General features: G+C 72.7%; 3 protein-coding genes. 1 reads left to right on the forward strand and 2 read right to left on the reverse strand.

What is annotated here, in order from left to right; all coding sequences use genetic code 11:
* Positions 1 to 1,200: condensation domain-containing protein (locus AOK24_RS19445; protein ID WP_240554007.1), on the reverse strand; the 1,200-nt coding region annotated here is incomplete at its 3' end.
* 106 nt (positions 1,201 to 1,306) lie between these two features.
* A complete protein-coding gene (gene ccrA / locus AOK24_RS19450; protein WP_420876675.1) occupies positions 1,307 to 2,578 on the reverse strand; it encodes a crotonyl-CoA carboxylase/reductase in 1,272 nt (423 codons plus the stop codon).
* Between the two features lie 259 nt (positions 2,579 to 2,837).
* Here ccrA and AOK24_RS19455 point away from each other — a divergent pair.
* Positions 2,838 to 5,706: amino acid adenylation domain-containing protein (locus AOK24_RS19455; protein ID WP_055721341.1), on the forward strand; the 2,869-nt coding region annotated here is incomplete at its 3' end.

Consider the following 5,706-nt stretch of genomic DNA (forward strand, 5'->3'; position numbering starts at 1 on the left):
CGCCATCCGGTCGCCGTCGAGGGCGGTGAACCGCATCGACAGGTCCTCCGGGCGGGCGAAGGTGATCTCCCGCTCGGTGCGGTGGCCCGCGAAGTCCAGGTCCCCTCCGGCGGCGATGATGTTGACCAGCACGCCCTGCCGCATCCGGCCGGGCGCGGCGGCGCCCGCCTCGGCGTCCGCTTCACGGGCCAGGAACTCGCTGCGGAAGCGCTGGTGCCCGACGGCTTCCCGGATCAGGTCCGCGACCCGCCGGGCGAGCTGGGCGAAGGGCTCCGCCCGCTCGACGCGGACCCGCAGCGGCAGGACGTTCGCCACCATCCCGGGCGTGGTCCGGCCCACGGGTCCGGTGCGGGCGCCCGCGGGCAGGTTGACGACCACCTCGGTCTCGCCGGTGACGGCGCTGACGTAGGCCGCGACGGCGGCGAAGAGCACCGCGGAGCGCCGTACGCCGGCCGCGTCGGCGACGCGGTGGAGCCCGGCCACGTCGATCGTCGTGTGCTCGGTGCGCAGGCTGCCGCGTACGACGTCGGGCCCGTGCGGGTCGGGCCGGGCGCCGTCCTCGGAGCCGAGGACGGACGGGACCAGTCCGCCGGCCGCCCGGTCGAGCCAGTAGGCGCGGTCCGCGGTGAACTCCTCGGAGGCGAGGTAGGCGCTCTCCTCGTCGGCGAGTGCGGCGACCGAGCCGTAGGACGGGGAGCCGGTGGGCTCGCCGCTCACGAGCCGCCGGTAGACCTCCGCGACCCGGTGCTCCACCAGCGAGGCACCGATCGCGTCGCTGATCAGGTGGTGGTACTGCTGATGCCACAGGAAGCGGTCCGGGGCGAGCCTGAGCAGCGCGAACGCGAACAGGGGGCCGCGCGTGACGTCGTAGGGACGCTCCCAGTGGCGGTCGATCCACGCGTCGGCCGCCGCGCGCGGATCGGCCTCGGCGGACAGGTCGACGACGGCCGGCTCCCACGTGAGGTCCGGGTCCGGGATCTGGCGTACCTGTCCGTCCTCGGCCACGAAGCGGGTGTGCAGGGCGTCGGTCTCCGTGACGACCTGCCGCAGCGCCCTGGTGAACAGCGGCGGGTCCACCGGCCCGAAGATCTCGCGCTGCGTCGAGAAGACGGGGTCGACGCCGCGGATCTGCGCCGAGAGCCAGATCTCCAGTTGGGCGGCCGTCAGGGGCAGGGCGGAGCGCTTCGTGTGCTCGGGCATGTCACCGTATCTCTTCGGATCTCGGGATCTTCGGATGAGGTTCAGGTCGCTGCGCGGGCAATCGCGGCCCGGCGGGGTGGGCGAGGCGGCGAGAGGGCCGGCGCGGTCAGCGGAAGCGGTTGATGGCGTCCAGGTGGCGGGCGCGCAGCCGCGGGTCGGTGACACCGAGTCCTTCGCGGGGCGCCAGGCACAGCACGCCGACCTTGCCCTGGTGCAGGTTGCGGTGGACCTGGTGCACGGCCTCGCCGACGTCGGACAGCGGGAACACCTGCGACAGGGTGGGGTGGATGCGGCCCTTGCACACCAGGCGGTTGGCCTCCCAGGCCTCCCGGTAGTTCGCGAAGTGCGTGCCGACGATCCGTTTCAGGGACATCCACAGGTAGCGGTTGTCGAACTCGTGGGTGTAGCCGGAGGTCGAGGCGCAGGTGACGATCGTGCCGCCCTTGCGGGCGACGTACACGCTGGCGCCGAACGTCTCGCGTCCGGGGTGCTCGAAGACGATGTCGATGTCCTCGCCGCCCGTCAGTTCGCGGATGCGGGTGCCCAGGCGCCGCCACTCCTTGGGGTCCTGGGTGTGCTCGTCCTTCCAGAACCGGTAGCCCTCGGCGCTGCGGTCGATGACCGCTTCGGCGCCCATCGCGCGGCAGATCTCCGCCTTCTCCGGGGAGGAGACCACGCACACCGGGAAGGCGCCGCCGGCCAGGGCGAGCTGGGTCGCGAAGGAGCCGAGTCCACCGCTGGCCCCCCAGATGAGGACGTTGTCGCCCTGCTTCATCCCGGCGCCGTTGCGGGAGACCAGCTGCCGGTAGGCGGTGGAGTTGACCAGGCCGGGCGAGGCGGCCTCCTCCCAGCTCAGGTGGGGTGCCTTCGGCATCAGCTGGTTCGCCTTCACCAGGGCCAGTTCGGCCAGGCCCCCGAAGTTCGTCTCGAAGCCCCAGATCCGCTGCTGCGGATCGAGCAGGGTGTCCCCGTGCCCCTCGGCGCTCTCCAGTTCGACGGACAGGCAGTGCGCGACCACCCGGTCGCCGGGCGCCCAGGCGTTGACGCCGGGACCGGTGCGCAGGACCACGCCGGCGAGGTCGGAGCCGAGGACGTGGTAGGGCAGGTCGTGGCGGCGGGCCCGGTCGTCGAGCCTGCCGTAGCGCTCCAGGAAGCGGAAGGTCGGGACCGGTTCGAAGATCGAGGACCACACGGTGTTGTAGTTCACCGAGCTGGCCATGACCGCGACCAGGACCTCGCCCAGGCCGGGTTCGGGGGTCGGGACGTCCTGGACGTGCAGGGTCTTGCGCGGGTCCTTGTCGGCCGTCGCCATTCCCTCGAAAACATCGGTATCGGATTTCCGGACGACGGTTCCCCGGTAACTCTCCGGAATTCGCATTCCGGCGAAATCGGCGGCTGTCGCGTTCTCGGAGAGAACGGCACTCACTATTTCCTGCACAACCACTCGTTTCTCACTTGTGCGGAGCGACTCTGCGGCATGCCCGCTGTGCTGGGATTTCGTCAGTCTAGGGGCGGGCCTGCGTCCTTCCGCATCACCAGCCTTGGTAGTGGTGGCCGACTATTCAGGTAGGTGATGTGCGGCGCGGTCCGGCCGTGCCAGTGTCGGTCCGGTAGGCACGCGAAAGAGACGAGGTGCCATGCCTGAGCTGGACAAGCACACCGCCTTGCCCCTGACCGCCGCGCAACTGGAGATCTGGCTCTCGCTCCAGATTCTGGGAAATCCCCGTATCGCGTCGGTGGAGCGGGAGATATTCGGCCCGCTGGATCTGCCGGCGTTCGAGGCCGCGCTGCGGCGGGTGGTATCGGAGACGGACTCCCTGCACACGTACTTCGTCTCCGACGGCCCGCTGGTGCGGCAGGTGGCGGATCCGTCGCTCGTCTGGGAGCTGACGGTCGTCGACCTGTCCGGCGCGCCCGATCCGCGCGCGGCGGCCGACGCCTGGGTCGACACCCACTGGAACCGCGCCTACCCCACCGACCGGGGGCCGCTGTTCCACTACGCGCTGCTCGTCCTCGGCCCGGACCACTTCCGGTGGCATCAGCAGTACCACCAGATCATGGGCGACATCTCGGCGTTCACCCTCGTCGAACGGCGGGTCGCGGAGGTCTACCGCGCCCTGGTGCGCGGCGAGGCGGTCCCGGACCCCGGATACGGCTCGCTGGCGGGCCTGGTCGACGAGGAGCTGGCGTACCAGGAGTCCGCCGACCACGACGCCGACCGGCGGTTCTGGCTGGCGCGGGCCGAGGAGGGCCTCAGCCCGTCGCTGCTGGCCGGCGGGCCCGGCGTCGGCGGGAACTCGGCCGAGGTGACCCGGGGTTGTGTGCGGGCCGGGCAGGTGGGCATCGGGCTGGCCGGGCTGAACCGGGCGGCCGACGCGGCCGGGGTGCGGCGCTCCGCCGTGCTCATCGCGGCGGTGGCGGCGTACGTCGGCGCGCTGAACGGCACGGCGGACGTCGTGGTGAACCTGCCGGTGAGCGCCCGGGTGACGCCTGTCGCCCAGGCCACTCCGGGTGTGCTGTCGAACATTCTGCCGCTGCGGCTGCGCGTCGACGGCGAGGCGCCGTTCACCGCGCTCGCCCGGCAGGCGGCGGACGAGGTGCGGCGGGTGATGCGCCACCAGCGCTTCCGCAACGAGCACCTCGTGCGCGAGGTCGGCACGACCTCGGCGGGCCAGGAACTCCCGGGCGTCACCGTGAACATCATCTCCGGCGGCGACCTGGAGCTCGACGGCCACCCGACGCGGCGCGAGATCTTCTTCGCCTGCCCGGTCGACCTGATGACGGGTTTCTGCGTCAGCGGCGACCGGATGCTGGTGTCGTTCCTCGCCAACCCCGAGAAGTGGAGTGCGGCGGGTGTGGCGGGGCATCAGGAGCGGTTCCTGCGGGTGCTGGAGCAGGTGGTGGCCGATCCGCAGGTGCGGGTGGGCGCGGTGGACCTGCTGATGGAGGGTGAGCGCGAGCGGCTCGACGGGTGGAACGCGACCCGGTGCGCGGTGCCGGGCGGGAGCTGGGTGGAGTTGTGGCGCCGACAGGTGGCGCTGACGCCGGACGCGGTGGCCGTGGTGGCTCCGGACGGGGACGAGGCGCCGCTGACCTACCGGGAACTGGACGCGCGCGCCGGCCGGTTGGCCCACTGGCTGCGGGGGCGGGGTGCGGGTCCGGAGGACGTGGTCGCGGTGGCGGTGCCGCGCGGTGTGGAGATGGTGGTGGCGATCCTGGGGGTGCTCCTGTCGGGGGCGTCGTATCTGCCGCTGGATCTCGCGTATCCGGTGGAGCGGACGGCGTTCATGCTGGAGGACACCCGCCCGGCGCTGGTGCTGACCACGGCCGCAGCCGGTGAACTGCCCGTGGTGGCGGGGGTGGAGGTGGTGGCGCTCGACGGCCCCGCAGCCGTCGAGATCGCCGGGCAGCCGGCCGCGGCCCCGGCCGTCGGACTCCGACCCGGGCACCCCGCCTATGTCATCTACACCTCGGGCTCGACGGGGCGGCCGAAGGGTGTGGTGGTGCCGCACCGGGGGGTCGTGAACTACGTGTCGTGGTTGCAGGCCGAGTTCCCGGTCGGGCCGGGGCACCGGTTGCTGCACAAGACGCCGGTGACGTTCGACGTGTCGGTACGGGAGCTGCTGTGGCCGCTGGCTGCGGGCGCGGCCGTCGTCCTCGCGCGGCCCGGGGGCCAGGGCGATGCCCGCTACATCGCCGAGCTGATCAGCTCCGCGCAGGTCACGGGGGCGCATTTCGTGCCGTCGATGCTGGAGGTCTTCGCGCAGGAACCGGCGGCTGCCGGGTGCACGGGTCTGCGGTGGGTGATGTGCAGCGGGGAGGCGTTGGCGGCATCGGCCGTGGCCCGGCTCTCGGCCGTGCTGGACGTGCCGGTCCACAACCTGTACGGCCCCACCGAGGCGTCGGTCGACGTGACCGCCTGCCGGGACGTCACCGGTGAGGGCCCGGTGCCGATCGGCGGCCCGGTGGCCAACACCCGGCTGTACGTCCTGGACCCGGCCCTGCGTCTGGTCCCGCCGGGCGCGCCGGGTGAGCTGTACGTGGCCGGTGCGGGCCTCGCGCGCGGGTATGCCCGGCGTCCGGGGCTGACCGCCGGGCGGTTCGTGGCCTGCCCCTTCGAGCCGGGTGAGCGCATGTACCGGACCGGGGACGTGGTGCGCCGGCGCCCGGACGGGCGGCTGGACTACCTCGGGCGCGCGGACGACCAGGTCAAGATCCGCGGGTTCCGCATCGAACTCGGCGAGATCGAGGCCGTCCTGACCCGGCATCCCGGGGTCGCGCAGGCCGCCGTCGCCGTCCACGAGGACCCCGTCGGCCGCCGTCTGACCGGCTACGTCACCCCGGTCGCGGGGAGCGTGCCGGACGGGCCGGAGATACGGGAGTTCGCGGCCCGCCATCTGCCCGAGCACATGGTCCCCGCCGCGTGCGTGGTCCTCGACGCCCTGCCGCTGACCCCGAACGGGAAGCTCGACCGCCGGGCCCTGCCCGCCCCCGACCTCACCGCCC

The organism is Streptomyces niveiscabiei (genome assembly GCF_001419795.1).
Classification (GTDB): domain Bacteria; phylum Actinomycetota; class Actinomycetes; order Streptomycetales; family Streptomycetaceae; genus Streptomyces; species Streptomyces niveiscabiei.

Bases quoted from the DNA above. Each gene is read 5' to 3' on its own strand.
- ccrA (WP_420876675.1), bottom strand. From the start codon at position 2,578: ATGCGAATTCCGGAGAGTTACCGGGGAACCGTCGTCCGGAAATCCGAT.